Origin of the sequence: Anaerotignum sp. (assembly GCF_051877975.1) — a bacterium.
Taxonomy (GTDB): domain Bacteria; phylum Bacillota; class Clostridia; order Lachnospirales; family Anaerotignaceae; genus Anaerotignum_A.
Window position 1 is genome coordinate 46,246 of record NZ_JBJEJK010000020.1, and the last position, 25,018, is coordinate 71,263.

Consider the following 25,018-nt stretch of genomic DNA (forward strand, 5'->3'; position numbering starts at 1 on the left):
GAACGCAAAAGCCTACAGGAAAACGAAAATGCAATGCGGTAACGCTCACTGAAATCGGTGGGCGTTATTTTTTTGCATGTTTTCCAAAAGGACTGCCATACTAACCAAAAGCATTTGGAAAGGTGGCGCGAAATGGATATATATATTAAGCCTGTAGAAAAAGCCCAGATCGTGCAGAAAAGAGAGGTACTCCTGCGGGATATTGCAGAGGTATTCATCGGCGGGCAGACAGCAGGTGAAGCAGAAAAACTGGTGGTGTTTCGAATACCGGAAGAAGGGAAAAAGACCTATCTGCTTTCGGTGGTGGATATTATAAAGGTGTTGAATCAAAAATGGCCTGATGCCACAATCTCTAATGTGGGGGAAATGGATATTTTAATTGAATATTTGCCTACGGCTGCAAAAAGGAATCCCCTTTGGCTGGGGGCGAAGGTCTTTTTTGTTTCGCTGGTTTTGTTTGTGGGGGCATCTACAACGATTATGTGTTTCCATTCGGATACACAGGTGCCATTGGTCTTTGAAAATATGTATTACATGTTTTTTGGAGAAAATAAAGAGATTCCCAAGCTGCTTTCCATTCCATACAGCATTGGCCTGGGGCTTGGCATTATTGTATTTTTTAATCATTTCTCCAAAATTTCCCTGACGCAGGACCCGACGCCCATCGAAATCGAAATGACGACATACGAAAAAGAAACAAACGCCAGCGTTATCGATTATCTGAATCGGCGCAAGGGAGGGGCGTGATATGGCAAAATCTCTTTTTTTGATTTTTTTTGGACTTTCTTCCGGGTGTCTGGTGGCAGCGGGGACATTTGCTTTTATTGCCGCCATTGGCATCGTGCCCCGTATGGCAAAGCGCACCAAGACCCAGCAATATATTCGCATTTATGAGGATGCAATCGTATTAGGCGGTATCTTTGGCACAACAGCCATGTTTATGGATTATCGGTTTCCGGATATTCCTTTCCTGTTAGGGGGATATGGGTTTTGTACCGGTGTGTTTGTCGGCGTGCTGGCAATGGCATTGACAGAGGTACTGAACGTAGTGCCGATCATGCTGCGGCGTGCCCGGATAACAAAGGGGCTGCAATGGTTGGTGCTGGCCTTTGCTTTGGGGAAAGTGTTCGGTTCACTGGCGTATTTTTTAGTAGACGGATTTTATGTTTTATAAATTTTTTGCGTTTTATAAGAAAAAAACAAGAGGGCTTTTCCTTTAGCCGTATTTATTTCTTATGCAGACTTTGCCTGCTTGCTGGAACTGCATCAGCATGGTCAAGCTGGCGAATCAAGGAGGGTTTCATTTGGATACAACGAAAAAAGCACAACAGGAATATGACAAAATGGTGAAGAAGGCTTCACCCAACAGCCCCATTTTGATGAACTGCCTGAAAGCTTTTGTTTCCGGCGGCATCATCTGTATCATTGGGCAGCTATTATCAAATTATTTTACAGGGAAGGATTTTTCCAAGGAAGAAGCGGCTTTGCTGGTTTCTATCACATTGATCGCGCTTTCCGCATTGCTGACAGCTTTGGGATGGTATGAAAAGCTGGGGAAATTCTGCGGCGCAGGGACGATTGTGCCAATTACAGGGTTTGCCAATTCCGTCGTTTCGCCTGCCATTGAATTTAAAAAAGAAGGCATGGTGTTCGGTATGGCCGCAAAAATGTTTATCGTGGCGGGGCCGGTCATTGTGTATGGCACGTTGACTTCCATGCTGGTCGGTTTGGTTTATTATTTTGTGAAATAGAGGTGAAGAAGATGAGTAAGAAGATTGGAAAACAGACGGTTCGCCTTTCGGAGGGGGTCGTGATTCTTTCCGCAGCGTCTACCGTTGGCCCCAAAGAGGCGGAAGGACCTCTGGGCAGCTATTTTGATCAAAAGGTGGAAGACCCTTTTTTCGGAGAAAAAACATGGGAATTGGCAGAAAGTAAATTCGTTGAAAAAAATATGGAATTGGCAGTTCAAAAAGCGAATCTGAAAGCAAAAGATATCGATTATGTGCTCTGCGGCGACTTGTTGAATCAATGTACCGGTTCTACCTTTGGTATCAAAAATTTGAACATTCCTTTTTTCGGCCTGTTTGGGGCATGTTCCACCATGGGGGAATCCATGAGCCTTGGTGCTATGTTGATCGATGGGGGATTTGCCAATCATGTGTTATCGGGGGCATCCAGTCATTTTTGTGCGGCGGAAAAGCAGTTTCGCTTCCCGCTGCCCTTGGGAACACAAAGACCCCCTACCGCTGCATGGACAGTAACGGGGGATGGGGCTGTGGTTTTGGCAAGAAAAGGAGAGGGGCCGAAAATTGTGGAAATTACCACAGGGAAAATTGTGGATATGGGGGTGACCGATGCCAACAACATGGGGGCGGCTATGGCACCTGCTGCGGCAGCTCTGCTGCAGGCCCATTTTGAGGATACCGGCAGAACCCCGCAGGATTATGACGTGATTGCCACAGGGGATTTGGGAACGGTAGGCAGGCAGCTGGCGGCAGAATTGCTGGCGAAGGAAGGGTATGAAATGGACAGCCGATTTACAGACTGCGGAATTGAGATTTTCGATGATGAGACGCAGGATACCCATGCAGGGGGCAGCGGCTGTGCCTGTTCTGCGGTAACCTTCTGTGGGTATTTTTATCCAAAGCTGCTTTCCGGGGAGATCAAACGGATGCTTTTCATCCCCACGGGGGCATTGATGAGCCCCACTTCTTCTCAGCAGGGGCAGCCCATTCCCGGCATTGCCCATGGGCTTGTGATCGAAGGCTGCAAAAAGGGGGCAGATTGATATGATGGAGATTTTGAAAGCATTTTTGGTCGGCGGCATCATTTGTGTCATCGGGCAGATTTTGATCGATAAAACAAAGCTGATGTCCGGGCGGATCCTGGTATTATATGTTTGTCTGGGGTGCATTTTGGGCGGACTTGGCATATACAAAAAAATTGAAGAATTTGGCGGGGCGGGTGCAACCGTTCCCCTGACCGGATTTGGGTTCCGTTTGGCGGAAGGCGTGATAAAAGAAGTGAACAGCGCAGGCTTTCTGGGGATTTTTACCGGAGGCATGAAGGCGGCAGCAGGGGGCGTGACGGCAGCGGTATTCTTTGCTTTTTTAGCGGCGCTGCTGGCAGATCCGAAAGAAAAATAAAGAAAAATCTTTAATTTTTAAAAGGCATGAAGAAATTAGGTTAAATAAAGAATTTATGGGGATTCCTGCCGATATTTTTTCTAAAAATTTTAATGGAATTTTAGGTATTATTTCATATACATTTCTATAAAATTATGATATAATACAGAAAAGCAAAAGTGAAGAGTATTTCAAATACAAAAGAGTGTTTTTATGTATTTGTAATATAAAGCTGTTACCGTATTTTCATATAAATCAGGAATAATAGGGTGATGGATTTCTCTCTTTGCTGATATGCAAATAAATAGGTAAGGAAGTGGAGCCCATGCACAGCGCTATTGGGTCCCGCAAGGATTTCAGCAACTTAGATGAAGATCAGCTGCTGGCGGAGTATAAGGAATGTATTGGAGATATCCTCTACAATGAGCAGGTTCAAAAATTGGATTTGCACACACAGCATTGCAATACAAGCAGACTTCAGCATAGTATAAATGTATCCTATTACAGCTTTTTGATTTGCCGCAGGATGGGCTGGGATTATCGTTCCGCAGCCAGAGCAGGCTTACTGCATGATTTATATTTCTACGATTGGCGGGTAAAAAAATATATTCGTTCCGGTCATGCATCTTGGCACCCTCGCGTTGCATTGGATAACGCGAAAAAAATCACAGAGCTGAATAAAGTGGAAATTGACGCGATTAAAAAGCATATGTGGCCTTGTACACTTGTTCCGCCTCGCTATATCGAATCCTTTGTTATTACATTTGTGGATAAAATTTGTGCGGTATGTGAATTCACAGAACGTAAATATGCACAGATGTTCAGAAGAAGCTATGCTTCCTGATCCTTGCTGGACGAATTCGGATGGCACATTTAAAAGTGAATATTTGAGATTTGAAATCAAAAAAGACACTATTTTTAGTGTCTTTTTTTACGGCTGTTGTTTTTCTGAAAAGGAATTTGCTTTCGCAGGAACCCCTGCTTCAGAGGGTTTTATTTTCAGCCATTCTGTCTGGGATAGATCATGTTTTCTTCTTTGATACAGGAAAGCACTTCATCCACAAATTTCTGACATTCAATTTTTGTGATACCCAGGTTATGATCCAGATAGTTCCCGCACATTTCAGGTTTTGCGGCAGGGATTTCTCCCGTAAAGTCTGCCATATATTGATAGCATTCTTTCATGATCTCAGCGACATCCGCAGATTCCAGATCGCCTTTGAAGATCACATACATCCCGGTGCGGCAGCCCATGGGGCCGACATAGATGGTTTTTTCTGCCCATACAGGGTGTGCTCGGAAAAAAGTTGCCATCAGGTGTTCAATGGTGTGCATCACGGAAGTATCCATGACCATTTCGCGGTTAGGTTCTTTCATGCGCACATCGAAGGTGGTCAAAATGCCATCGCCGACAGTATCTTTTCTGGAAACATAAATGCCCCGCAGCAGCAGGTTATGGTCAATGCCAAAGCTTGTTACGTCCATTGTATTCATCCTTTCCTTCAATAAATTTTCATTTGTGTTCCATTCTACACATTTTGGGAAGGGAATGCAAGCCTTTGCATTTCATACTGTATACCTGTGAAAAGCTATTGCAGGATGTCCGGAAGTTCGCTATAATGTACAAAAGAAAAAACATTTGAAGAAAGAAGGAATAATGATGGGGAAAGTTTTAACGAGAGAAGAAGCATGGGAACTGCTGAATGAATATAATAAAGAACCTTTTCACCTGCGCCACGGGGAAACAGTAGAAGGCGTTATGCGTTATCTGGCACAAGAGATGGGCTATGGGGATGAAGTAGATTTCTGGGGCAACGTAGGGTTGCTGCACGATCTGGATTTTGAACAGTGGCCCGATCAGCATTGTATAAAGGTGCAGGAAATCATGAAGGAAAAGGATATCGATGAAAGAATGATTCATGCAGTAGCCAGCCATGGTTATGAAATCTGCTGTGATGTTGAACCGGAACATGAAATGGAAAAGGTTTTATTTGCAGTGGACGAACTGACGGGGCTGATTGGTGCGGCTGCTCTGATGCGCCCTTCCAAGAGTGTAAAGGATATGGAAGTAAAATCTATCAAAAAGAAATTCAAAGATAAACATTTTGCTGCTGGCTGCGATCGTGAAATCATCAAAAAAGGCGCAGAACGCCTTGGCTGGGAATTGGATGAATTGATGCAAAAGACACTGGACGGCATGAAATCAGACGACAGAAATGCCTAAAGCGAATGGTTTTTCCATTCTCAATACGAAGCAAAAAAAGTTAATGGATCTGCCAATGTAAAAAGAAAGATGGTTCCAAAAAATAACCCCCCTCTGGATTTTCAGAGGGGGATTTTTTAGAGTTTTATCATGGAATCGATCATAGAACTGATCTTATCCCGACTGATTTTTTCCTGAATGGCTTTTTTGACAAATTCATCTTTGCTGAAGCCAAATTCAGCGATATATTCTTCCAGCAGGGCATAGGTTTCCTTATCCAAGGTGACAGAAAGCTTTTTTGTCGTGCTGGCAGCTTTTTTTGCCGTTGTTTTTTTTGCTGTGGTTTTCTTTTCTGCCATGGGATGCACTCCTTTTTGATGAATCAACTGATGTAAGCATACGGCATAACAGTATTTCTGTCAAGGCAGGCGATTTCTTGGCAGGCACGGCAGAAACGGTTGCTTTCAGAAGGTTCCCTGCTTTTTATTTAGATTTTTTGTTTATCTGTTTGGGGAGAAAGTGGCTTCCTGCAGGATAAACCCTCCTGTGGCAGGCTGATATTCTATTTGCAGTTCTCCGCAGAAAGTATCCGGAGATGTCTGGAGCAATACAGTAGCAGTCAGTTTATGGTCTGCAATGGTATATCTGACATTGTCGCTGAAAACCAGCTTGCCATAGCTGCCTAAGTCAGTGATTTCAGAGATACCATCTTTTGTGGAAATGAGGTATTTATCTGCCGTTTCATCATAGCTGATCAGGGGTTCGGCAATTTCGCGGGGATCTGGTACGAAATATTCCTGAAGGTCATCCTTTTCGTAGACGGCGATTCCCTCCACGTGGAACCCGCTTCCGGCACCGAGTGTCAGGATGATACAGATTTCATCTTTTCCATCGCCGTTAAGGTCGGTAAGGGTGAGAACCGGCTGATAGCTGTTGTCCACAAGGCAGTTCCATTGGATGTTCGCTTGGGCATCTTTGGAATTTAATACGAAATTCCCATCTCCCTCATGAAGCAGCGAAATAGATTCTTCTGGTATTTCCGCAATGATTTTTGTGTTTTTGGGTGAGGCAGCCTTTTCTATCATTGCTGCCGCATCTTTCTCTGTTACAGATGCAGAGGGTAGGATCCCTTCTTCTGTTCCAGAAAAGACGCCGCTGCCGCAGGCCCATTGAACGGCGGGAACGGCATATTCGCTGATGTGAAAAGCATCCGCATAACTCAGGATATTTGTATTTTCTCCAATGGAAACATCATGCCCCCGATAGGCGGCATATCGATAGAGGATTGCCGCCATTTGTTCCCGGGTGATTTCAAGGTCAGGCTCAAATTTGCCATTCCCATAGCCGCTGACGATTTTCTCTGCAGCTGCCCAGCGTACAGCTTCTGTGGCATCGCCGGCGATGTCGGTAAAGGGCATGGCATAATTTACCACTGGTTCCCCTTCTTGCTTCCACAACATTGTAACGACAGTTTCTCTGGTGGCTGCTGCGGAAGGCATTTCTGACTCATTCGCAAAAGCATTTACTGAAGTTCCCATTACCATAGCGGCGCTGAGACCTGCAAGCAAAGCTATTTTTCGTTTCATTTTTTCTCCTCCTTTAGTTAGAAAAATATTTTAATTTATTTATGATAAAATAACTATAGCAATTCCATAGAAAGGCTTCAATAAATCTGGAAAAGTTTAAAAATTTTGAAAGAATCTTTAAAAATTCCGCAAATTTTTTGAAAAATAAAATGGATATCTTCTTTGGCTGCCGAAGCATTCCGTTGGGATGCTATTTTTGAAAAAAGAAAAAACTTCTGTTATGTTTTCGGAAAAACAGAGCATACTAGGGTTGTAACAAATTTGAGGAGGGATTTTCACATGGAAAAATGTAATGAATGTATCAAATGTACAGTAGAACAGTGCAGACACCACCACGGCACAAAAAATTACTGCACACTGGATTCTATCCAGGTAGGTACACATGAAATGAATCCTACACAGGATCAGTGCACAGACTGCATGTCCTTTGCAGTGAAATAAGGACAAGGAAAAGGGAGCGGGCGTTTCGAGAATTCGGGGCGTCCGCTTTCTCTTGCATAGAAGCAGGGTTCTGTCGTACAATGAAACATGGGGGTGAGAACATGAAGTTATATTTTGTGCGCCATGGAGAAACGGAAATGAATGCCCGCAATATGTTTTACGGTTGGACGGATGCGGATATCAATGCAAAAGGCATTGCCCAGGCAGAAGAACTGCGGGAGGCCTTTCGGGATATTCCCGTAGATGCTATCTATTCCAGCGATTTGAAGCGGGCTTTACATACAGCAGAAATCATTGCCAATGGCAGGCCTGTCGAAGCAGTCTCTGATATTCGTGAATTGTATTATGGAAAATGGGAAAACCGAACCTGGGAACAAATGACGGAGGAAGACCGAACCGCTTGGCAAAAATGGAGGACAGACTGGGTGGACTGCGTGATGCCGGAGGGAGAATCCTTTATGGATTTTTATAATAGAGTGACCGCAGGGCTGGAACGCATCATTCGGGAAAATAAGAGCAAGCATGTTTTGATTGTGTCTCATAATGGGGCATTGAGTGCTATGCACTGCCATCTGACGGGGGCAGGCCCCAAAGGTTTCTGGAATTTCAATTCCAAGCAGGGGCATTATAGTGCTGTCTGGGTCTCTGAAAAGAAAATCACTTATGATTGCATCAATTATCCCGCTATTTTGAAATGAGAAGGGAAAACTATGGAAAAAGTATATATAGATATGGAGACTAGGGAAAAGATACCTGAAATGGAAGGAAAAGAAATTATCCCAGCAGGGAAAGGCTTTGCGCCTTTTATTATGACCTGTGAGGAAACCGGTTTTACTTCTCTTCAGAGAAAAAGAGGGGTTTTTTTGATTTTTGAAGGAACTATCCCGAATCTGGATTTCTACCCTGTGCCGAAGCTGACGCTTTTTGCCCATGACGGTGAAGGCGGATATTTTGCTTATGCAGAAAAAGATTTGGGCAGCCCTATTTATTTTATCTCCAAAAAACTGGAATGCTGGACTGTAGCAAGAGATTTCCGCACCTTTGTGCAGATGATTATTTTTGAACCGGGCTGGAAAGAAAAAATTACGGGAGACAAGGTGGATTTGCAGGAGACGGAAGGGGAAAGGGCGGCCTTAGGAATGCTGTTCGGGCTTTCTGCGCCGCAGGAATCCCTTGCGGAAAAAATACATTTGGAACCGTGTTACAAGATATTTGAAAATATTGAAAAAGCAAGGGAAAAAATGTGCATCTTATAAGGACATAGGGCTGTAAAAGCCTTGATTTTTCAAGAAAAACACGCTTTTTAAAAAAAGTTTTGTTTGTAAAGGGAAAATACTTGACAATGGGCGCTTTGTCTGGTAGGATATCTAAGGTGATTGTAAAGTAGTTATCCTTTACAGGAGGCAGGAAAACGATGGATGATATTTTGCAGCTGACTTTGCTTTATGATTTTTACGGCGAATTGCTGACAGAAAAACAGAAGCAGGTCTATGAAATGCATTACCAGAACGATCTTTCCTTAACGGAGATCGGCGAAGAATTATCCATCAGCCGACAGGCTGTCCGCGATCAGCTCAAGAGAACGGAAAAGATCCTGCAGGGCTATGAAGAGAAATTGCAGCTGATTTCCCGTTTCCAAGCACAGAAAAAAGCCGTACAGGAAATGAAGCGGATCATGGAGGGGATGGAACAGAAAAATCCCGATGCTTCCATGGTAAAGGCAATCTCCAAAATGAAAAAAATCGCTGATAAAATCTTGTCCTGAAAGGAGGTCGCGATCTATGGCATTTGAAAATCTTTCCAATAAGCTGCAGGAGGTATTCAAGCAGCTGAGAAGTAAAGGTGTGCTGACAGAAGCAGATGTAAAGGCTGCCATGCGTGAAGTAAAGATCGCGCTTCTGGAGGCAGACGTCAATTTCAAGATCGTAAAAGAATTTATCAAAAAGGTAACAGAACGTGCCGTAGGCACGGAAGTGCTGCAGGGGCTGAATCCCGGTCAGCAGGTCATTAAAATTGTAAACGAAGAACTGATCGACCTGATGGGGACGACCCAAAGCCAGCTGACCTTTTCCAGACGCCCGCCTACGGTTTTCATGATGGTAGGTCTGCAGGGTGCCGGTAAAACAACGACCAGCGGCAAGCTGGCAGGGCAGCTCCGCAAACAGGGCAGAAATCCTCTGCTGGTAGCCTGCGACGTTTACAGACCTGCTGCTATCAAGCAGCTGCAGGTTGTAGGGAAGAATTACAACATCCCCGTATTTGAAATGGGCACAGAGATCAGCCCGGTGGAGATTTCCAAGAAAGCCTTGGAGTACGCCGCAGAACAGCACCATGATGTGATCCTGATCGATACTGCGGGCCGACTGCATATCAATGAAGAACTGATGCAGGAACTGCAGGATATCAAAGCGGCAGTGAAACCCCAGGAAATTCTGCTGGTGGTCGATGCTATGACAGGTCAGGACGCTGTCACAGTTGCGGAAAGCTTTGACGGTCAGTTGGGTGTGGATGGTATCATCCTGACAAAGCTGGACGGTGACGCCAGAGGCGGTGCTGCGCTCTCTGTCAGAAGTGTGACCAACAAACCCATTAAATATATCGGTATGGGCGAGAAAATGGAGGACTTGGAGCCTTTCTACCCCGACCGAATGGCATCCCGTATTTTGGGCATGGGCGATGTGCTCTCTTTCATCGATAAGGTACAGGCCAATATCGATGAACAGGAAGCCCTTGACATGGCGAAGAAGATGCGTGCCAACGATTTTACACTGGAGGATTTCCTCTCTCAGATGCAGCAGATCAAAAAAATGGGTCCTTTGAAAGACCTGCTGGGTATGCTGCCCGGCATCCCCGGTATGGGTAAGATCGATCTGGATTCTGCATTGAATGGGGTTGACCCCCAAAAGGAAATGGCAAGAACAGAAGCCATCATCCAATCCATGACGAAGGAAGAAAGAGCAAATCCTTCTATTCTGAATGGCCCCAGAAAGAAACGTATCGCTGCAGGCTGCGGCCGCAGCATTGCAGATGTCAATCGCCTCATCAAGCAGTTTGAAGAAATGAAGAAAATGATGAAGCAGATGAACAATATGCAGAAAGGTAAGAAAGGCAAGCTTCCTTTCTTCCGCTAAAATGAAACTTCATTCCGAAAGGAATCAAGAGATAAAGAAACATTAATCACTAAGTATTTATTTTTAGGAGGACAAAATCATGGCAGTAAGAATCAGACTGAAAAGACTGGGCGCAAAGAAAGCACCTTTTTACAGAATCGTTGTAGCAGATTCCAGAACATCCAGAAATGGTAAATCCATCGAAGAAATTGGTATCTATGATCCTACAAAAGAACCCGTAGTTCTGAAGGTTGATGCAGAAGCAGCAAACAAATGGCTGGCAAATGGCGCACAGCCTTCCGATACAGTAAAAGCTCTGCTGAAAAAAGCTGGCGTAATTGGCGAATAATTCCGAATCAACGGGAGGCCGATTTATGAAAGAACTGTTAGAAGTCATTGCGAAAAGACTTGTGGAACATCCTGAGCAGGTAGTGGTTACAGAAACAGATAACGAACGTACGCTGGTTCTGGAACTGAAGGTTGCTCCCGAGGACATGGGTAAAGTCATCGGCAAACAGGGCAGAATCGCAAAAGCGATCCGTACTGTGGTAAAGGCTGCTGGCATCCATGAAGACAAAAAAATCATCGTAGAGATCGTGCAGTAAGCAGGAAGGCTACGATAGCGGCGGTGGGAATGTTCCTGCCGCCTTTTTTGTAAGGAAAAGAGGGTTGGCAGTGGAAGAGAAGATCATCATCAGAAAGAAGGTTCTAGATAAAAGAAGCCTAAAATTGATTCCTGGCTCTGTTCTTTTCTGTATCCCGCTGCTCTGGTTTTTGTGGTATTTCTGGAAGGATATGGGGGATTTTGCATGGCGGGCTTTGCCTTTGTATCTCCTTTTGTTATTATTCAGTACTTTGGCTGTTCTTTGCATCATAGTGATACTATGGTTTGCGATAACCATCATTCGGGGTGCGACGAAGGGCGAAATTGCTCTGCTGGCGGACGCGGAAGGGGTACATTCTTATCTGGGAACAATGTCAGTTGAATTTATTCCGTGGAAAGCGGTGGAGAGAATCTATCTGAACTGCATTGATGATAGCTGGTTTATAGAATTTGTCTTTCAAGACGAAAATAAATACTTGAGAAATTTCTCGAAACGGCAGAAAAGAGAAATGCGGATGGAGAAAGAAAAAGGGCACCAGTTGGTATATCTTCCTTTGGAAAAGTTGGGGGAAGACCCGGAAGTGCTTTTTTCGAAAATGGAAAAGATTTTTGAAAAAGTAAGACAAAAATGATTTTTTTTCATCATAAATATAAGTTTCCCTTTGTGGAGCTTTGCAGGGAAATCCCTTGAGAAAATAGAGGTGAAATATGGAAAAATATTTTGAAATTGGTAAAATTACAGGTACGCATGGTATCCGTGGTACCATGCGTGTATTTCCTACGACACAGGATCCAACGCGTTTTGAAAAATTGAAAGAAGTTACCATAGAGATCAGAGGAAAGCAAGAGGTTTTCCATGTACAGAAGGTAGCATATCAGAAAAATATGATCCTGCTGACAGTAAAGGAAATCAATGATATCAACGTGGCAGAGCTGTATAAAAACGGGCGTATTCTGATTCCCGATGCGGTTGCCATTCCTTTGGAAGAGGATGAATACTATACCCGTGATCTGTACGGCTTGCGGGTTGTGACAGAAGAAGGGGAAGAGTTAGGCGAGCTGGTGAAAATTTATGAAACCGGTGCAAATGATGTTTATGCTGTGAAAAAAGACCCCCAGGCAAAGGAACTGCTGATCCCTGCCATCAAGGACTGTATTCTGAAAGTAGATATAGAAGCTGGCGTTATGACGGTACATCTGTTGGAAGGGCTGAGATAAAATGAAGCAGTTTTTTGTATTGACATTGTTCCCCGAAATGATTGAGCAGACCCTTTCCCACAGTATTATGGGAAGGGCCCAGAGGGATGGCTTTATTTCTGTGGAAGCCATCAATATTCGGGATTACACATTGAATAAACAGAAACATGTAGATGATTACCCCTATGGCGGCGGTGCGGGCATGGTAATGCAGGGGCAGCCCATTTATGACGCTTATCAGAGCCTGATGCCCAGAGCGAAAGGGGCGAGGGTGGTCTACATGACACCCCAGGGCAGACCTTTTACCCAACGTATTGCGGAAGAGCTGGCCCAGGAAGAAAGCCTTGTATTTCTCTGCGGGCATTATGAAGGGGTGGATGAACGGCTCATTGAAGAAATCGTTACAGATGAAATTTCCTTGGGGGACTTTGTGCTGACGGGCGGTGAATTGGCGGCGATTACTATTATCGATGCGGTATCCCGTCTGGTGCCCGGTGTATTGGGTAAGGAGGAATCCTTTGCGGATGAAAGTTTTTCTGATGGCCTTTTGGAATATCCCCAGTATACCCGCCCCCCTGTATTTATGGGCAGAGAGGTGCCGGAGGTGCTTTTGAGCGGACACCATGGCAATGTGGCAAAATGGCGCAGGGAGCAGGCTCTGCTGCGGACGGCAAAGAAACGTCCGGATCTGCTGCAAACAGCAGAACTGACAAAAAAAGATTTACAATTCCTGCAGGAGCAGGGGATCATAATAGAGAAAGAATAAGAAAAAGGAACTGACTGCGTATCAATTGCGTATAGATCAGTTCCTTTTTGTGTCAATCTTTTCAATGATTTATGTGTTATTTATTCATATTTCTAATGTGCATATATACTGTGTTTTTGGAAATACCAAGATGGTTGGCAATGGTAATGACGGAATCCTTCAGATTGAAGATGCCTTTTTGATACAACAGCGCAATAATCTCTTTATTTTTATTGGAAGAAGAGATAGCCAAGTTACTGTAAACAGCTTTTTTGGCATCTTCCAGTGCATTCAGCATCAGTTCTTCTGCATTTTCTACAAAGGTTTCAGAGATATTTTCTGTTTCCGCTTTTGATGCAGGCGTGAAAGTCTGCATAAAAGATAACAGAGATGCATTCAAATAAAAATTGATGCAGAAAAGACCAATGATATTGTGATTTTCTCCTTCAATGGCGGAAATGGATGCTTTGAAAGCTTCTCCCCGTTTGTTTTTCGCAAAATATGTTACGTGATGCATTGCGGGGTTTGCCATCATTTTATTCAAAAAACCAAGCGTTACTTCAGAAATGGGTGCGCCGATTTGCCTGCCGGAAAGATGACCGTTGATAATCTTAACAACAGAAGAATCCAGATGGGACAAATCATGGATAACCACTTCACAATTTTCCCCCCAGAAATCTGCCAGACCGTCAGCAACGTTCGTGTAAGATTCCAAAATCGCCTTATCCTTTTCGGTCAGAATGGTGATCGTGTTTTCCATAGTGTACCTCCATATGTGATATTTGTTGCCCCTAACAACAAAATGACTCTTTAATTCTTGTATTATACATGATAGACAAATGTTTTTGCAAGGGGCAGAGGTGGTTTTTAGTGAAAATATTTCATTTCACTGAAATTTTTTCATCTGTTTTTGTGTTTCATTACAAAAAAGATGTTGTTAAAATGATGTTAAGGAAGAAAAGAAAAGGGTTCTTAACAGGAATTTAATGCACTTATCCCTTATAATATTATCAGAAAAGATAGAAATACAGAAATAGATAAGATGATATTAGGAGGGTGGAACGAATGAAAAAAATTTTAATTGGCGAAAAAAAGATTCGCGATGGGCTGTGCAAAGAATATATTCTAAAATATTCTCTTTTGATTCGTTCTGGCGAATCTGGCAAAATTTATGGTGTGGAAATAGAAAGAATGGATGCCTGCGGAATCTGCGAAAAAGATACGTTGGGTGTTTCTGAACAGAAGAAAGAAGTAGAACGATTCATCAGCAAACTTTGGAAGGGCAATGCGCTGCCGATAGAACTGGCTGCATTATATGATGATTTTGTTGGAGAAAAAGAGTGGAAGGAAGATGACGAAGGGATTCTTCCGGCATGCTGATATCCTGCCCATAAAAAAGACCTTCAATTCGAAAGAATTGAAGGCCTTTTTTCGTTTTTGCGAAGCTTTTGAAGCAGCTTAAGGTAAGTGCTGACCTGCATACTGGGTGATTTTGTCGGAAATCCGTTTGCAGATGTGAAAAATGTTTTTTGACAGGGGTGAATGATGTATTATTTTTGTATGAATTGGTGAAAAATTGGCTCAGAATGGAAAAGATTTCTCCAACTCAGAAAAAGTAAAATCGTTGCAAAAGCCTTTTGCGGCTTATATAATTAAATGTGAATTGTTTCATTATAAAGAAGGAAAAAATAATTGTAGATATTGAATAGAACAAAAGAGAGGGGCAATCTATGAACGACAAGGTTTCTGTACCTGAAATTTTCGGGATGAATGTATTCAATGACGCAATGATGCGGGAGCATCTGCCCAAGAAAGTATACGAAGAACTGAAAAATACCATTGAAAGAGGAGAAATGCTGAATTCCTCCATTGCGGATATTATTGCAAATGCAATGAAAGACTGGGCCATCGAACGGGGAGCGACCCATTATACCCATTGGTTCCAGCCTATGACAGGCATCACGGCGGAAAAACATGATTCATTTCTGGCGCCTCCCTCTAATGGCAAAGCGATTATGGAATTTTCCGGCAAGGAACTCATCAAAGGGGAATCCGATGCTTCTTCCTTTCCTTCCGGCGGTCTGCGTGCCACTTTTGAAGCCCGGGGCTATACAGCGTGGGACTGCACTTCTCCCGCTTTTTTGAGAGAGGATGCCGGCGGTGTTACCTTATATATTCCGACTGCTTTTTATTCCTATACAGGGGAAGCACTGGATAAGAAAACACCTCTATTGCGTTCTGCGGAAGCTGTCAGCAGACAGGCTATGCGTATTGTGCGTTTATTTGGCAACAAAACAGCAAAAAAGGTTACAGTCAGCTGCGGTGCGGAGCAGGAATATTTCCTTATCGACAGAGAGTTGTATAATCAAAGAAAAGACCTGATCTTTACAGGCAGAACCTTGTTTGGGGCTGCGCCTCCCAAAGGGCAGGAAATGGATGATCACTATTTTGGCAGCATCAAGGAAAGAATTGCTTGTTTCATGCATGAATTGAATGTGGAATTGTGGAAGCTGGGGGTTCCTGCGAAGACACAGCATAATGAAGTTGCTCCTGCCCAGCATGAGTTGGCACCAATCTATGATGACTGCAATCAGGCGACAGACCATAATCAGCTTATTATGGAAGCCATGAAACGAATTGCCAGTCACCATGGTCTTGCTTGTTTGCTCCATGAAAAACCCTTTGCCGGCGTCAATGGCAGCGGTAAGCATAACAACTGGTCTCTTTGCACAGATGATGGACAGAATTTACTGGATCCCGGCAAAACGCCCCATGAAAATGCCCAGTTCCTGGTATTCCTCACTGCCATCATTAAGGGTGTGGATGAATATCCTGAATTGCTGAGATTATCTGCCTCCAACCCTGGTAACGACCATCGTCTGGGTTCTCAGGAAGCGCCTCCTGCGATTATTTCCATTTTCCTTGGGGATCAGCTGCAGGATATTTTCGACCAGATTGAGCATGGGGAAGCTACAAGCAGCCTGCAGGGTGGAAAGATGCGTGTTGGCGTAAATACTCTGCCTGCCCTGAAAAAAGATGCTACGGACAGAAACAGAACCTCTCCCTTTGCCTTTACCGGCAATAAATTTGAATTCCGTATGCCTCCTTCCTCTGGTTCTATTTCCGGCCCGAATTTTGCCTTGAATACCATTGTTGCGGAAGAATTGAGACAATTTGCCGATGAACTGGAACAGGCAGAGGATTTCAATGCGGCAGTTCATGAGCTGATTCGCAAGACTTATGTGGAACATAAACGGATTATTTTTGATGGCAATGGCTATTCCGATGAATGGGTGCAGGAAGCAGAGCGCAGAGGTTTGCCGAATATTACAAATTCTGTGGATGCGGTCGATGCGTTTTTGGATCAGAAGGTCATCGATTTGTTCGGGAAGCATGGTGTGCTGAGCAAGATCGAGCTGCAGTCCAGAGCAGAAATTCGTTATGAAGGCTATGTGAAGCAGATCAATATTGAAGCAAAAACAATGATCGACATTGCTTCTAAGCAGATTCGTCCTGCGGTGGTGAAATATGCTGGAGAAGTTGCCCGCTCTGTTGCAGCATTAAAGGCCGTTGGCGCAGATGCTTCTCCAGAGGAAGAACTGCTGCAGGAAATCAATGATAATATGAAACTATTCCATAAATGCCTGAAAATGTTGATAGAAGTGACAGAACAGGCTGGCATGCTGAAAGGGGACAGTAAATCTCAGGCGATTTTCTATCGGGATTACGTATTTGAAGCAATGAAAGAGCTGAGAGAGCCTGCTGACCGGCTGGAAATGCTGGTAGATGAAAATGTATGGCCTTTTCCGACCTATGGCGAACTGCTGTTTAATATCTGATCATCTTGTATGACAAGAAAAAATAAAATATTAACAAACCCTCGTTTTCCAAAAGAAATTTTTGACGAAAACGGGGGTTTTTCTTGTTTTTAGAGCATTTTAACAATAAGAAAAGTTTGCTTTGTTTTGTATGACAAATAGCAAATTAATTCAAAAAAGTACTGGTTATTATGAAAAAAATATAACTTTTTTACAAATGACTTGTAGAACTGTATTCATTTCATCATTTTTTTGTGTCAGAAATTATGTATTTTTTTGAATACGGAGGAAAAAATATGTTAATTTTCTTGCAAGTGATAAAAAAATGCGTTATAATGTAAACATACAAAAGGAAAATGAATTCAAAAAAATAGATAAAAAATTTTTTGAATATACCATTATTTTATTTAAATCTTCTATAAAAGCCTTTTTGTCATACTTTATATAGAAAATATTTACAAATATGATGTATGAGAAAAAGAACAAAGGAAGCTTTTAGGAGGCGAAAACATGGTAACTGATGATAAAAGAGTAAGAATCATTACAGGTCACTACGGCAGTGGTAAAACAGAATTTGCAGTCAATTATGTGACAAAGCTGCGTGAAAGCGTGGAAGGCAAAGTTGCTATTGCCGATTTGGATATCGTAAATGTTTATTTCCGTTCGCGTGAAAAGAAAAAAGAACTGGAAGAAAAGGGGATCATTGTCATTGCATCCAATATTGAGGGTGCGGGTGCTGATGTTCCCGCTGTTTCCGGTGCCATGACAACACCTGTTACCAACAAGGAATATCAGTATGTGGTAGACTTAGGCGGCAACGATGTAGGTACTCTGGTTCTGGGCAGAATGAAACCCCTTCTGGATCCTGCGGAAACAGACTTTCTTATGGTAGTCAATGCATATCGTCCCAATACTTCTACACCGGAGGGCATCATAGAACAGATGGAAAGTTTGGAGTACGCTGCAGGGCTGAAGGTGACAGGCTTCATCAATAACACAAACCTGGTAAGGGAAACGACAGTCGAATGTCTGCTCCATGGGGATGAGGTATTGAAAGAAGTGACAAAACGCACAGGGGTTCCTGTGAAATATGTTTCTTATGTCAAAGAACTTTTGACAGAGGAAATACCCGAAGGACTTACTGGGGAATTATTCCCTATGGAGTTTAATATGAGAAAAACCTGGATGTAAATTCAAATATTTATGGAGGTGTATTTTGAATGGCAAAAGGTAAAGTAACGATCAATGAAGTGATTTGCAAGGGTTGCGGTCTTTGTGTATCTGTTTGTCCTAAGAAAGTTCTTGCTCTTTCGACAACAAAAATCAACCCCGCAGGTTACAATCCCGCTGAGATGATCAGCGAAGATTGTATTGCATGCACAAGCTGTGCGAAGATGTGTCCCGATTGTGCGATCACAGTAGAAAAACTGGACTGATAGAGAGGAGGATTTTTCAATGGCAAAAGTTTTGATGAAAGGCAACGAAGCAGTTGGTAAAGCGGCTATTGAGGCGGGTTGCAGATATTTCTTTGGCTATCCCATCACTCCTCAGAGCGAAGTACCTGAATATTTATCTAGTGAATTACCCAAGGTTGGCGGCACATTCGTTCAGGCTGAATCTGAAGTGGCTGCGATCAACATGGTTTATGGTGCAGCGGCAGCTGGCGCAAGAGTTCTGACAAGCTCTTCTTCCCCCGGGATTGCGCTGAAACAGGAAGGGATTGGTTATATCTCCAACGCTGGTCTTCCCGCAGTTATCATTAATATGATGCGCGGCGGCCCGGGCCTGGGTACGATTCAGCCCGGTCAGGCTGACTATAACATGGCAGTAAAAGGCGGCTCCAATGGTGACTACCACAACGTAGTTCTGGCTCCCGCATCCGTACAGGAAGCTGTTGACATGGTTATGGACGCTTTCGATATCGCTGATATGTATGGCACACCTGTTATCGTTCTGGCGGATGGTCTGATCGGTCAGATGATGGAACCCGTAGAATTCAACTACGTTCCCAGAGCAGGTATCCCTGAAAAAACATGGGCACTGACAGGGAAAGGCAAAGGCGAAAGACACAACATCAAGAACCTGGTTATCGATCCCGATGAATGTGAAGCATGGAACCATGAACACTTTGAAGTATATGAAAGAATCCTGGCCAACGAAGAAGCTTGGGAAGATTATCTGATGGATGATGCTGAATATGCATTCGTATCCTATGGTACAGCTTCCAGAGTTGTCAGAACAGCTATCGCTTACCTGAGAGAAGAAGGCTATAAAGTAGGTATGATCAGACCTAAAACACTGTGGCCTTTCCCTCAGAAAGCATTTGATAAATGGAATGCTCAGATCAAAAAATATCTGGATGTAGAAATGTCCATGGGTCAGATGGTACCCGATGTTGCATATGCATGTAATGACAAAAACAAAGTAGTATTCCACGGCAGAACAGGCGGTAACGTGCCTACTGTTGACGAAGTGGTAGCATTTGCGAAAGAAATTATGGGAGGTGACAAATAATGGCAGTTGTATTCGAAAAAACGAAAGCTTTAACAGATGTGAAATTGCATTATTGTCCTGGTTGCGCACACGGCATCGTACATAGACTGGTAGCAGAAGTTCTGGAAGAAATGGGTGAAGTGGAAAACACAATCGCTTGTGTTCCTGTAGGCTGTGCTGTATTTGCAAACAATTATTTCAACTTTGACGCAATCCAGTGCGCACACGGTCGTGCTCCCGCTACAGCAACAGGGATCAAGAGAGTACATCCCGACAAAGTTGTTATGACATATCAGGGTGATGGTGACCTGGCTTCCATCGGTACCTGTGAAATCGTTCATGCAGCAGCTCGCGGCGAAAAGATCACAACCATCTTTATCAATAATGGTATCTATGGTATGACAGGCGGTCAGATGGCTCCTACAACATTGCCTGGCATGAAAGCAACAACAGCAAAAACAGGCCGTGATCCCAAGATCAATGGTAACCCCCTGCGTGTTTCCGAAATGCTGGCTTCCCTGACAGGCCCTGCTTACATCGAAAGAGTAAGTATTTCCACACCTGCACAGGTTACAGCAGCAAAGAAAGCAATCAGAAAAGCATTTGAAATCCAGAAACAGGGTCTGGGCTTCACATTCATTGAAGTAGTAGCTTCCTGCCCTACAAACTGGGGTCTGACACCTGTAAAAGCTATGGAATTTGTAAGAGAAAAAATGATTCCTTACTATCCTCTTGGCGTTTTCAAAGATATCACAGCAGAGGAGGGCAAATAATATGAGTACATTTTCTATCATCTTTGCAGGTTTTGGCGGCCAGGGGACACAGTCCATGGGTAAAATCCTGGCTTATGCAGCAATGCTGGAAGGCAAAGAAGTATCTTGGTGCCCTTCCTATGGTCCTGAAATGCGTGGCGGTACCTCTAATGTACATGTTATCATTTCTGAAGAAGGCATTGGTTCTCCCGTTATCACAAAGGATGCAACTTGTGTAGTAGCGCTGAACAAACCTTCCCTGGATAAATTCGTACATACTGTTGCAGACGGCGGCGCTCTGGTAATCAACTCCGATTTGGCTGAATTGGAAGAAGGCCAGGCAAAGGCTGGCACAAGAGTATTCAATATTCCTGCAAACAAAATAGCTGTAGATGCTTTCGGCGGCTCCAAGCTGGCAAACCTTGTTATGTTGGGCGCAGTTGTTTATGCTACAAACCCCATTCAGGTAGAAAGCATTGATGATGCATTTACACATGTTTTTGAAGGCGGCAAAGCAAAATTCATTCCCGATAATAAAAAGGCGTTTGAATTGGGCTACAATTACGCAAAAGAACTGGATAAATAATTTCATCCTATAAAAATGACCCCTGAAGGAATTCCTTCGGGGGTTTTTAGATGGAAAAATGAGTAAAAATTTATATGTATTAGTCTTTTTTCAGGAATAAGTTTGCAAAATCCTGAAAAGAATCGTCTGGTCTTGTGTGGTCTGGATCGGCCAGATTGAAGAAGCAGGTGGGGATTTCTTTCAGCTTCAAATTTTTTGCGATACAGGGCGCACAACCTTTATCATGCTTTGTAGGATGCATGGGGCAAGCAAGATTTTGGCAGGTGCAAAATTGGCTTAAATTGTTCATAGAAACTCCTCCTCTCTATTTAAAATGTGTGATTTTTATATGATTTTGTTTGAGTTCAATGATACCGTTTTCCCGTATTTGCTTTGGGGAATGGCAGGTAAGCTGCATAAAATCCCGATACATGTGGGATTGATCGGCATAACCGCATTCTGCAGCAATTTCAGAGAGAGAAAGCTGCTTTTGGTTGTTTATTAAAGAAGCAGCGTGCTGCATGCGGATGGTCTTTTCAAACAGCTTTGGTGCGTTCCCGATATATTTTTTGAATAGGTTATGGATATATCTCCGGCTATAACCAGTATCCTGAGAAAGCTGTTCAACAGAGCATTTTCCATGGGTACGGATGATACGATCTGTGCAGTAATGCAGCAGACGCTGCTGCCCGCTGACTTCAAGACGTTGCTTCTGTAAAAAGCGAGTCAGGATCTCTTCTCGCTTTCCGGGGGTAGGGGCGTGAAAAAGTTCTTCTGATGGAAAATGGCTTTTGGGAAAAATATCTTCCAAAGGAATGGGCGTGTTCAAAAAAGAAGCAACGGATTCCCGGTGCAGTGCAATGGGAGCTCCGGGTAAAAAACGAATCCCCAATAGAAGTGTTCCTTTTTCAAAATGAAATCGACGAGGGGCATCTACCGAAACAGAAAAATATCCCTTAATTTTTTCTGGGCCGCAGGCAAGGATGATATCGTGACATCCATCGGGAATCGCAGAGAGAAAAGATTGATTTTCTGCACATCCATCAATCTCATAAATTTGACAGACCAAATCAGCAATGGGGTTGTCCGGATAAATGGAATAAGTTCTGGAGTTGGTTCCGTATGCTTCAAAGCCCGGATTCCATGGATAGTATCTCGTTGTTTTTTTTACCGAATTCATTCCATCACCTCCAGCTATGGTTCACTTTGTTCGCAATCATTATAGCAGATAAAATTTTGTTGGGCTATAACAAATCGGAACTGACAGAATGATTTGGATTATTTTGTTGAAAAGACTCTGTATCAGCGATATACAGGGTCTTTTTTGCAAAAAATCTGTTCCTTATAAAAAGCATTTGTGGTATACTTACAATTAAGTTTGTAGTTGTGAAAAAACATGAAGGAGTGTGCGGCACATGAAAAACAGAGTGAAGATTTCCATTGATGGAAAAAGCTTTACCCTGGTAGGGGACGAATCTGAAGAACATATGCGCAAAGTGGCGTCTTATATTGATGAGAAAATGACGGAAATGCGGGAAAAAGCCGTTGCCGTTTCGATGGATTCCAGCCTTGCTTATGTGCTGACTTCTATCAATGTGGCAGATGATTATTTCAAGCAAAAGGCCTATGTGGCGGAATTGGAGGGCAAATTATCTGGCCTGACGGCAGAAGTGCAGGAATTGTCTGAAAAATTGGAAGAAGCGGAAAAAGTAAGAGGAGAAGCAGAGAAGGCAAGAGAAGAAGCGGAAAATAAATTGGATGAATATACACTGGCATTGGAAAATGGCAGTGGTGTGCAGCTGCACCTGTCTCCTGCTAAAAATAAAAAAGGAAAAAAATAAATGAGACTACATAGGAAAGAGTAGAAAACCGTAGCTTGGGATTCCCCAAACGCAGAATCTGCTCTTTTCATTTTAAATAGAACTCGAAAAAAAGAAAGGGGATAACCATGTCCGTAGTGAAAAAACCGGAACTGCTTTCTCCCGCAGGGTCAATGGAAAGCTTGAAGGCGGCGGTGAATAATGGCTGTGATGCAGTTTATTTGGGGGGCAAGCAGTTCAGTGCCAGGCAGTATGCAGGGAATTTTTCCTTGGAAGAATTGGAAGAAGCTTGTGATTACTGTCATCTGAGAGGGGTAAAAGTATATGTAACGGTCAATACCGTTTATAAAGATGAAGAATTAACGGATTTTGTGGAATATATCCAACATCTGTATGAAATGGGCGTGGATGCTCTTATCCTGCAGGATGTTGGGGCGGCAAGGCTGGTAAAGAAATATTTCCCGGATTTCCCCTTGCATGCCAGCACCCAGATGACCTGCAATTCCCTGGCAGATGTAAAATATTGGGAAAGCCAGGGCTTTGATAAGATTGTGCTGAGCAGAGAGCTTTCTGTGGAGGAAATCAAGCATATCACGGAAAATGTGGATGCAGAGATTGAGACGTTCGTCCATGGGGCATTATGCGTATGTTATTCCGGTCAGTGCATCATGAGCAGTATTTTGGGCGGCAGAAGCGGCAACCGTGGCCGCTGTGCTCAGACTTGCCGTTTGCCTTATACCCTATATAAAGGCTACGACAACATGGAAGAGGGCTATTTGCTTTCCCCGAAAGATGTGATGACAGTGAATATTCTGCCTCAGCTTGTCGAAGCGGGCATTGCTTCCCTGAAAATCGAGGGCAGAATGAAAAGCCCTGAATATGTAGCGGGGGTAACGGGCATCTATCGAAAATACATTGATAAATATTTTGAAGACCCTGAACATTACGAAGTGGAACAGGCAGATGTGAAGGCTTTGCAGCAGCTGTTCAATCGCGGAGGCTTTACAGAGGGCTATTATACCTCTTTTGCCGGCAGAAATATGATGAGTATTGAACGTCCGAAGCCCTGGGGCTTGAAGGTTGGCATTGTGGATAAATATCTGCCGAAGCATAAGAAAGTGACCATCCGCACCAGAGAACCTTTGGTGCCCGGTGATGGTCTGGAGGTATGGACCCAGACAGAACCCCACGTTGGGACAAATGTTTCCAAGCATTCCAAGGCTGGTGAAGTGATTACTATCACCATGGAAGGGGATATCAATAAAAATGACGTGGTTTATCGTACCTTTGGCAAAGCCTTGAACGATGAACTGAAAAAGACCTATGAAAAAGACAGCAGAAAGCTGCCGATTTATGGGATGCTTCGGGTAAAGGAAGGGGAACCGATTTCCCTGCAGCTGTGGGATACCAGCGGGCATAGCGTGTTCGTCAGCGGCGCAGTGGTTGAGCCTGCGGGCAGTTCTCCGATGCTGCCTATGAAGCTGCGGGAACAGGTTAGCAAAATGGGCGCAACCCCTTTCAAGTTGGAAGATTTGCAGACAGATATCGATCAATATATCTATGTGAATATCACTGAAGTGAACCGCGTGCGCCGGGAGGCCTGCGAAGCATTGGAGGCGGCTATCCTCAAAAAATCCAAACGGAAAGCCAAAGGCAAAGCCTCTTTGGAGCAGGAGGAGAAAAAACCTTTCCTGCTCCGCAAAAAGCTGACTGCGTTGGTGATGAACCTGGGACAGTTGGATGCGGTGCTGCAGGCAAAGGGCATTTGCAGAGTATATTATGAATGTGGCGGGGATTTTGAAAAGAATCTGGAGAAAATCACAGAAAAATGCCACAAGATGGGTGTGACGCTTTATGCGGCACTGCCCAGAGTGGCAAGGGAATGGAATGCGGAAAAGGAACAGCCTATGATTGACCGTTTGGCGAAAAGTGATATCGATGGTTTTCTGGTTCGTTCCGCAGGCCAGTTTGCCCAGGTGAAGAACAGCGGCAAAAAGATTGTTGTAGATTACAATTTGAATGTAATGAATCGCAGTGCGGTGGAATATTGGAAGGAACAGGGGGCAGATAATGTTTGCCTTTCTGTGGAAGCCAATTTGCAGGAGATCAACCAGATGGGAGATAAAGACTGCGAAATGGTAGTTTATGGCTATCTGCCGCTGATGAAAACACAGCAGTGTCCCATCGGTAATTATGTGGGCGGTAAGGACGGCCATAAATATTGTACCGAGAAAAATAACGAAGACCTGTATTTCCTGCGGGACAGAAAGGGTGTCAAATTCCCCCTGATGACAGACTGTGAAAGATGCGTCTGTACCATCCTGAATGGGAAGCCTTTATTTACCTTGAAATTCTATGATGAGATTTTGGAAAGCACGACAGGGCTGGTTCGCCTGGATTTTACAAAGGAAGGTTCCGGCAGAACCGAAAGAATTGCGAAAGCTTATGGGGAAATGACAGGGGACGTGGAACGCATGAGCCCTGCGACCCGTAACCTTTTGGGAGAAATGAGTGAAAAAGGAAGTACAAAGGGTCATTTCTTCCGCGGAGTGGAGTGAT

The 25,018-nt window shown here is 43.7% G+C and carries 32 protein-coding genes; 26 read left to right on the plus strand and 6 right to left on the minus strand.

Going from position 1 to position 25,018, the window contains the following annotated elements; all coding sequences use genetic code 11:
• Window positions 1-132: 132 nt before the first annotated feature.
• The 6 genes from ACI39P_RS03740 (at window position 133) to ACI39P_RS03765 (ending at window position 3,969) form a co-directional block, all read left to right on the plus strand.
• The gene (locus tag ACI39P_RS03740; protein WP_439719353.1) at window positions 133-747 is read left to right on the plus strand and encodes a stage V sporulation protein AA; all 615 of its coding nucleotides are present in this window, start codon (window positions 133-135) and stop codon (window positions 745-747) included.
• A gap of 1 nt (window position 748) precedes the next feature.
• Window positions 749-1,174: a stage V sporulation protein AB gene (locus ACI39P_RS03745; protein WP_439719354.1), complete on the plus strand. Its 426-nt coding sequence runs from the start codon at window positions 749-751 to the stop codon at window positions 1,172-1,174.
• A gap of 130 nt (window positions 1,175-1,304) precedes the next feature.
• On the plus strand, window positions 1,305-1,751 hold the full coding sequence (gene spoVAC / locus ACI39P_RS03750; RefSeq protein ID WP_439719355.1) for a stage V sporulation protein AC: 447 nt from the start codon (window positions 1,305-1,307) through the stop codon (window positions 1,749-1,751).
• An 11-nt stretch (window positions 1,752-1,762) separates the two neighbouring features.
• On the plus strand, window positions 1,763-2,788 hold the full coding sequence (gene spoVAD, locus ACI39P_RS03755; protein WP_439719356.1) for a stage V sporulation protein AD: 1,026 nt from the start codon (window positions 1,763-1,765) through the stop codon (window positions 2,786-2,788).
• Between the two features lie 4 nt (window positions 2,789-2,792).
• Window positions 2,793-3,146 (plus strand): stage V sporulation protein AE, encoded by a 354-nt coding sequence (spoVAE, locus tag ACI39P_RS03760; protein ID WP_439719393.1) that lies wholly within the window; start codon window positions 2,793-2,795, stop codon window positions 3,144-3,146.
• Between the two features lie 304 nt (window positions 3,147-3,450).
• Window positions 3,451-3,969 (plus strand): HD family phosphohydrolase, encoded by a 519-nt coding sequence (locus tag ACI39P_RS03765; RefSeq protein WP_439719357.1) that lies wholly within the window; start codon window positions 3,451-3,453, stop codon window positions 3,967-3,969.
• A 155-nt stretch (window positions 3,970-4,124) separates the two neighbouring features.
• On the opposite strand, the gene ACI39P_RS03770 is transcribed toward ACI39P_RS03765, so the two are convergent.
• Window positions 4,125-4,610: an S-ribosylhomocysteine lyase gene (locus tag ACI39P_RS03770; RefSeq protein WP_439719358.1), complete on the minus strand. Its 486-nt coding sequence runs from the start codon at window positions 4,608-4,610 to the stop codon at window positions 4,125-4,127.
• 175 nt (window positions 4,611-4,785) lie between these two features.
• On the opposite strand from ACI39P_RS03770, the gene ACI39P_RS03775 reads away from it, so the two are divergent.
• On the plus strand, window positions 4,786-5,349 hold the full coding sequence (locus tag ACI39P_RS03775) for a hydrolase (protein ID WP_439719359.1): 564 nt from the start codon (window positions 4,786-4,788) through the stop codon (window positions 5,347-5,349).
• Between the two features lie 116 nt (window positions 5,350-5,465).
• Here ACI39P_RS03775 and ACI39P_RS03780 read toward each other — a convergent pair whose 3' ends face one another.
• On the minus strand, window positions 5,466-5,687 hold the full coding sequence (locus tag ACI39P_RS03780) for a hypothetical protein (protein ID WP_320791382.1): 222 nt from the start codon (window positions 5,685-5,687) through the stop codon (window positions 5,466-5,468).
• Window positions 5,688-5,828: 141 nt separating this feature from the next.
• Window positions 5,829-6,914 carry an S-layer homology domain-containing protein gene (locus ACI39P_RS03785; protein ID WP_439719360.1) on the minus strand — a complete coding sequence of 362 codons (1,086 nt, stop codon included), beginning with the start codon at window positions 6,912-6,914 and terminating at the stop codon, window positions 5,829-5,831.
• A gap of 279 nt (window positions 6,915-7,193) precedes the next feature.
• On the opposite strand from ACI39P_RS03785, the gene ACI39P_RS03790 reads away from it, so the two are divergent.
• From ACI39P_RS03790 to trmD, 10 genes are all read left to right on the plus strand, one after another.
• Window positions 7,194-7,355 carry a DUF1540 domain-containing protein gene (locus tag ACI39P_RS03790; protein WP_320791520.1) on the plus strand — a complete coding sequence of 54 codons (162 nt, stop codon included), beginning with the start codon at window positions 7,194-7,196 and terminating at the stop codon, window positions 7,353-7,355.
• A 101-nt stretch (window positions 7,356-7,456) separates the two neighbouring features.
• Entirely contained in the window at window positions 7,457-8,053 is a 597-nt protein-coding gene (cobC, locus tag ACI39P_RS03795; protein WP_439719361.1) for an alpha-ribazole phosphatase, read from the plus strand.
• 12 nt (window positions 8,054-8,065) lie between these two features.
• Window positions 8,066-8,611 carry a hypothetical protein gene (locus tag ACI39P_RS03800; protein ID WP_439719362.1) on the plus strand — a complete coding sequence of 182 codons (546 nt, stop codon included), beginning with the start codon at window positions 8,066-8,068 and terminating at the stop codon, window positions 8,609-8,611.
• Between the two features lie 158 nt (window positions 8,612-8,769).
• On the plus strand, window positions 8,770-9,120 hold the full coding sequence (gene ylxM, locus ACI39P_RS03805) for a YlxM family DNA-binding protein (RefSeq protein WP_439719363.1): 351 nt from the start codon (window positions 8,770-8,772) through the stop codon (window positions 9,118-9,120).
• Between the two features lie 16 nt (window positions 9,121-9,136).
• Window positions 9,137-10,486: a signal recognition particle protein gene (gene ffh, locus ACI39P_RS03810; RefSeq protein WP_439719364.1), complete on the plus strand. Its 1,350-nt coding sequence runs from the start codon at window positions 9,137-9,139 to the stop codon at window positions 10,484-10,486.
• Between the two features lie 79 nt (window positions 10,487-10,565).
• On the plus strand, window positions 10,566-10,814 hold the full coding sequence (gene rpsP / locus ACI39P_RS03815) for a 30S ribosomal protein S16 (RefSeq protein ID WP_439719365.1): 249 nt from the start codon (window positions 10,566-10,568) through the stop codon (window positions 10,812-10,814).
• A gap of 25 nt (window positions 10,815-10,839) precedes the next feature.
• Window positions 10,840-11,070, plus strand: a complete 231-nt coding sequence (locus ACI39P_RS03820; protein ID WP_439719367.1) for a KH domain-containing protein — start codon at window positions 10,840-10,842, stop codon at window positions 11,068-11,070.
• 70 nt (window positions 11,071-11,140) lie between these two features.
• On the plus strand, window positions 11,141-11,701 hold the full coding sequence (locus ACI39P_RS03825) for an STM3941 family protein (protein WP_439719368.1): 561 nt from the start codon (window positions 11,141-11,143) through the stop codon (window positions 11,699-11,701).
• 76 nt (window positions 11,702-11,777) lie between these two features.
• Window positions 11,778-12,287, plus strand: coding sequence for a ribosome maturation factor RimM (gene rimM / locus ACI39P_RS03830; protein ID WP_439719369.1), 510 nt, complete (start codon window positions 11,778-11,780; stop codon window positions 12,285-12,287).
• A gap of 1 nt (window position 12,288) precedes the next feature.
• Window positions 12,289-13,032, plus strand: coding sequence for a tRNA (guanosine(37)-N1)-methyltransferase TrmD (gene trmD, locus ACI39P_RS03835; RefSeq protein ID WP_439719370.1), 744 nt, complete (start codon window positions 12,289-12,291; stop codon window positions 13,030-13,032).
• 76 nt (window positions 13,033-13,108) lie between these two features.
• On the opposite strand, the gene ACI39P_RS03840 is transcribed toward trmD, so the two are convergent.
• Window positions 13,109-13,771: a PAS domain-containing protein gene (locus ACI39P_RS03840; RefSeq protein ID WP_439719371.1), complete on the minus strand. Its 663-nt coding sequence runs from the start codon at window positions 13,769-13,771 to the stop codon at window positions 13,109-13,111.
• 305 nt (window positions 13,772-14,076) lie between these two features.
• Between ACI39P_RS03840 and ACI39P_RS03845 the strand changes: the two genes are divergently transcribed.
• From ACI39P_RS03845 to ACI39P_RS03875, 7 genes are all read left to right on the plus strand, one after another.
• A complete protein-coding gene (locus ACI39P_RS03845; protein WP_439719372.1) occupies window positions 14,077-14,391 on the plus strand; it encodes a DUF6514 family protein in 315 nt (104 codons plus the stop codon).
• A gap of 350 nt (window positions 14,392-14,741) precedes the next feature.
• Window positions 14,742-16,850: a glutamine synthetase III gene (locus tag ACI39P_RS03850; protein ID WP_439719373.1), complete on the plus strand. Its 2,109-nt coding sequence runs from the start codon at window positions 14,742-14,744 to the stop codon at window positions 16,848-16,850.
• 489 nt (window positions 16,851-17,339) lie between these two features.
• The gene (locus ACI39P_RS03855; protein WP_439719374.1) at window positions 17,340-18,020 is read left to right on the plus strand and encodes an ATP-binding protein; all 681 of its coding nucleotides are present in this window, start codon (window positions 17,340-17,342) and stop codon (window positions 18,018-18,020) included.
• Window positions 18,021-18,049: 29 nt separating this feature from the next.
• On the plus strand, window positions 18,050-18,265 hold the full coding sequence (locus ACI39P_RS03860; RefSeq protein ID WP_439719375.1) for a 4Fe-4S dicluster domain-containing protein: 216 nt from the start codon (window positions 18,050-18,052) through the stop codon (window positions 18,263-18,265).
• 19 nt (window positions 18,266-18,284) lie between these two features.
• Entirely contained in the window at window positions 18,285-19,343 is a 1,059-nt protein-coding gene (locus ACI39P_RS03865) for a 3-methyl-2-oxobutanoate dehydrogenase subunit VorB (RefSeq protein WP_439719376.1), read from the plus strand.
• The gene (locus ACI39P_RS03870) at window positions 19,343-20,095 is read left to right on the plus strand and encodes a thiamine pyrophosphate-dependent enzyme (protein WP_439719377.1); all 753 of its coding nucleotides are present in this window, start codon (window positions 19,343-19,345) and stop codon (window positions 20,093-20,095) included. Before ACI39P_RS03865 ends, ACI39P_RS03870 begins: the two co-directional genes overlap by 1 nt.
• Before the next feature lies 1 nt (window position 20,096).
• On the plus strand, window positions 20,097-20,660 hold the full coding sequence (locus tag ACI39P_RS03875) for a 2-oxoacid:acceptor oxidoreductase family protein (RefSeq protein ID WP_439719378.1): 564 nt from the start codon (window positions 20,097-20,099) through the stop codon (window positions 20,658-20,660).
• A 79-nt stretch (window positions 20,661-20,739) separates the two neighbouring features.
• On the opposite strand, the gene ACI39P_RS03880 is transcribed toward ACI39P_RS03875, so the two are convergent.
• Together ACI39P_RS03880 and ACI39P_RS03885 are read right to left on the minus strand one after the other, a co-directional pair.
• Window positions 20,740-20,949, minus strand: coding sequence for a DUF6485 family protein (locus ACI39P_RS03880; RefSeq protein WP_439719379.1), 210 nt, complete (start codon window positions 20,947-20,949; stop codon window positions 20,740-20,742).
• A 15-nt stretch (window positions 20,950-20,964) separates the two neighbouring features.
• A complete protein-coding gene (locus ACI39P_RS03885) occupies window positions 20,965-21,819 on the minus strand; it encodes a helix-turn-helix domain-containing protein (protein ID WP_439719380.1) in 855 nt (284 codons plus the stop codon).
• Window positions 21,820-22,054: 235 nt separating this feature from the next.
• Here ACI39P_RS03885 and ACI39P_RS03890 point away from each other — a divergent pair, with 235 nt between their 5' ends.
• Window positions 22,055-22,480 carry a cell division protein ZapA gene (locus tag ACI39P_RS03890; protein WP_439719381.1) on the plus strand — a complete coding sequence of 142 codons (426 nt, stop codon included), beginning with the start codon at window positions 22,055-22,057 and terminating at the stop codon, window positions 22,478-22,480.
• 107 nt (window positions 22,481-22,587) lie between these two features.
• Window positions 22,588-25,017, plus strand: a complete 2,430-nt coding sequence (locus ACI39P_RS03895; protein WP_439719382.1) for a DUF3656 domain-containing U32 family peptidase — start codon at window positions 22,588-22,590, stop codon at window positions 25,015-25,017.
• Window position 25,018: the final 1 nt, after the last annotated feature.

Bases quoted from the DNA above. Each gene is read 5' to 3' on its own strand.
- ACI39P_RS03740 (WP_439719353.1), top strand. From the start codon at position 133: ATGGATATATATATTAAGCCTGTAGAAAAAGCCCAGATCGTGCAGAAA.
- ACI39P_RS03745 (WP_439719354.1), top strand. From the start codon at position 749: ATGGCAAAATCTCTTTTTTTGATTTTTTTTGGACTTTCTTCCGGGTGT.
- spoVAD (WP_439719356.1), top strand. From the start codon at position 1,763: ATGAGTAAGAAGATTGGAAAACAGACGGTTCGCCTTTCGGAGGGGGTC.
- spoVAE (WP_439719393.1), top strand. From the start codon at position 2,793: ATGGAGATTTTGAAAGCATTTTTGGTCGGCGGCATCATTTGTGTCATC.
- ACI39P_RS03765 (WP_439719357.1), top strand. From the start codon at position 3,451: ATGCACAGCGCTATTGGGTCCCGCAAGGATTTCAGCAACTTAGATGAA.
- ACI39P_RS03770 (WP_439719358.1), bottom strand. From the start codon at position 4,610: ATGGACGTAACAAGCTTTGGCATTGACCATAACCTGCTGCTGCGGGGC.
- ACI39P_RS03775 (WP_439719359.1), top strand. From the start codon at position 4,786: ATGGGGAAAGTTTTAACGAGAGAAGAAGCATGGGAACTGCTGAATGAA.
- ACI39P_RS03780 (WP_320791382.1), bottom strand. From the start codon at position 5,687: ATGGCAGAAAAGAAAACCACAGCAAAAAAAACAACGGCAAAAAAAGCT.
- ACI39P_RS03785 (WP_439719360.1), bottom strand. From the start codon at position 6,914: ATGAAACGAAAAATAGCTTTGCTTGCAGGTCTCAGCGCCGCTATGGTA.
- ACI39P_RS03790 (WP_320791520.1), top strand. From the start codon at position 7,194: ATGGAAAAATGTAATGAATGTATCAAATGTACAGTAGAACAGTGCAGA.
- cobC (WP_439719361.1), top strand. From the start codon at position 7,457: ATGAAGTTATATTTTGTGCGCCATGGAGAAACGGAAATGAATGCCCGC.
- ACI39P_RS03800 (WP_439719362.1), top strand. From the start codon at position 8,066: ATGGAAAAAGTATATATAGATATGGAGACTAGGGAAAAGATACCTGAA.
- ylxM (WP_439719363.1), top strand. From the start codon at position 8,770: ATGGATGATATTTTGCAGCTGACTTTGCTTTATGATTTTTACGGCGAA.
- ffh (WP_439719364.1), top strand. From the start codon at position 9,137: ATGGCATTTGAAAATCTTTCCAATAAGCTGCAGGAGGTATTCAAGCAG.
- rpsP (WP_439719365.1), top strand. From the start codon at position 10,566: ATGGCAGTAAGAATCAGACTGAAAAGACTGGGCGCAAAGAAAGCACCT.
- ACI39P_RS03820 (WP_439719367.1), top strand. From the start codon at position 10,840: ATGAAAGAACTGTTAGAAGTCATTGCGAAAAGACTTGTGGAACATCCT.
- rimM (WP_439719369.1), top strand. From the start codon at position 11,778: ATGGAAAAATATTTTGAAATTGGTAAAATTACAGGTACGCATGGTATC.
- trmD (WP_439719370.1), top strand. From the start codon at position 12,289: ATGAAGCAGTTTTTTGTATTGACATTGTTCCCCGAAATGATTGAGCAG.
- ACI39P_RS03840 (WP_439719371.1), bottom strand. From the start codon at position 13,771: ATGGAAAACACGATCACCATTCTGACCGAAAAGGATAAGGCGATTTTG.
- ACI39P_RS03845 (WP_439719372.1), top strand. From the start codon at position 14,077: ATGAAAAAAATTTTAATTGGCGAAAAAAAGATTCGCGATGGGCTGTGC.
- ACI39P_RS03850 (WP_439719373.1), top strand. From the start codon at position 14,742: ATGAACGACAAGGTTTCTGTACCTGAAATTTTCGGGATGAATGTATTC.
- ACI39P_RS03855 (WP_439719374.1), top strand. From the start codon at position 17,340: ATGGTAACTGATGATAAAAGAGTAAGAATCATTACAGGTCACTACGGC.
- ACI39P_RS03860 (WP_439719375.1), top strand. From the start codon at position 18,050: ATGGCAAAAGGTAAAGTAACGATCAATGAAGTGATTTGCAAGGGTTGC.
- ACI39P_RS03865 (WP_439719376.1), top strand. From the start codon at position 18,285: ATGGCAAAAGTTTTGATGAAAGGCAACGAAGCAGTTGGTAAAGCGGCT.
- ACI39P_RS03870 (WP_439719377.1), top strand. From the start codon at position 19,343: ATGGCAGTTGTATTCGAAAAAACGAAAGCTTTAACAGATGTGAAATTG.
- ACI39P_RS03875 (WP_439719378.1), top strand. From the start codon at position 20,097: ATGAGTACATTTTCTATCATCTTTGCAGGTTTTGGCGGCCAGGGGACA.
- ACI39P_RS03880 (WP_439719379.1), bottom strand. From the start codon at position 20,949: ATGAACAATTTAAGCCAATTTTGCACCTGCCAAAATCTTGCTTGCCCC.
- ACI39P_RS03885 (WP_439719380.1), bottom strand. From the start codon at position 21,819: ATGAATTCGGTAAAAAAAACAACGAGATACTATCCATGGAATCCGGGC.
- ACI39P_RS03890 (WP_439719381.1), top strand. From the start codon at position 22,055: ATGAAAAACAGAGTGAAGATTTCCATTGATGGAAAAAGCTTTACCCTG.
- ACI39P_RS03895 (WP_439719382.1), top strand. From the start codon at position 22,588: ATGTCCGTAGTGAAAAAACCGGAACTGCTTTCTCCCGCAGGGTCAATG.